2 protein-coding genes are annotated in these 1064 nt (G+C 76.7%); both read left to right on the plus strand.

Annotated features, from left to right (window positions below):
- The coding region (locus tag KBX39_RS31795) for a helix-turn-helix transcriptional regulator (RefSeq protein WP_210874120.1) at window positions 1–591 on the plus strand (591 nt) is incomplete at its 5' end.
- 151 nt (window positions 592–742) lie between these two features.
- Window positions 743–1064: hypothetical protein (locus KBX39_RS31800; RefSeq protein ID WP_210874122.1), on the plus strand; the 322-nt coding region annotated here is incomplete at its 3' end.

Consider the following 1064-nt stretch of genomic DNA (forward strand, 5'->3'; position numbering starts at 1 on the left):
ATGTGGCACGAGCTGCTCTGCGCCGCCGCGCTCGCCGCGGGCGAGGTGGACGACGCCGAGCGGCAGGCCCGGCAGGCGATGGCCGAGGCGGAGCAGGTGGGCCTGCCGGGGCAGCGGGGCTTCGCCGAGTCGGCGTACGGCGAGGTGCTGCTCGCCCGCGGCGAGGTCCCGGCGGCGCAGCTCCACCTGGAGACCGCTGCCGACCTGTTCCGCTCCGGCGGCATGGCGCTGCGGCGCAGCCTCGCGCTGGCCTCCCTGGCCCGGGCGGCCGAAGCCGCGGACCAGCCCGGCCCGGCGGCGCGGGCCCGCCGCCGGGCGCTGGAACTGGCCGGGTGGTGCGGTGCGGAACGGGTCGCCCTGCGACTGGCGCGTCCGGTCGGCCCGCGCGAGGCCGCCGCGCTGACCGACCGGGAATGGCACATCGCGCGGCTGGCGACGACCGGAGTCACCAGCCGGCTGATCGGGCGGCAGCTCAACATCAGCCCGCGCACGGTGGAAGCGCACCTGACCCGGATCTACCGCAAAGCGGGCGTCGCGTCCCGGTCGGGCCTGGTCGCCTGGGTCGCCCGGCTCGACGACACCGATCGGTGACCGCTGTCCGGGCCGGATGACATCGTTCCGTGCAACGCCCGCGGACCGGGTAGCACGAGGCCGCGCCGCCACCGGCCCGGGCCGACGGTCGCTCACATACTCGACTGCATCGGGCGCGATTCCCGCGCACCGGCTGTGGATGGAGGACGAGATGCTGGGCAGAAGATCCGTCAGGAGCCCGCGTACCCTCGCCGCGCCGGTGCCGGCGATGCCGTTCGCCGCCGCCGCTGCGGCGCTGCTGATGCTGACCGGCTGTGGCGGCGAACCGGTGGACGCGGCCACCCCCGCGCCCGAGGGCTCGGCCGGCTTCGGCCGGGACCGGGCCGCGCTGGTGCTCACCGCCTTCGACCAGGCCGACTCGGCCGCCTCGGTGGCCGGCGACATCGAGACGCTGCGGACCCAGGAGGTTCCGCCCTCGCTGGACCTCAGCGTCGCCGCGGTCCGCCGGGCCGCCTACAACCAGCAGGCGCAAC

Source organism: Micromonospora sp. D75, from assembly GCF_018070405.1.
In the GTDB taxonomy this organism is placed as follows: domain Bacteria; phylum Actinomycetota; class Actinomycetes; order Mycobacteriales; family Micromonosporaceae; genus Micromonospora; species Micromonospora chalcea.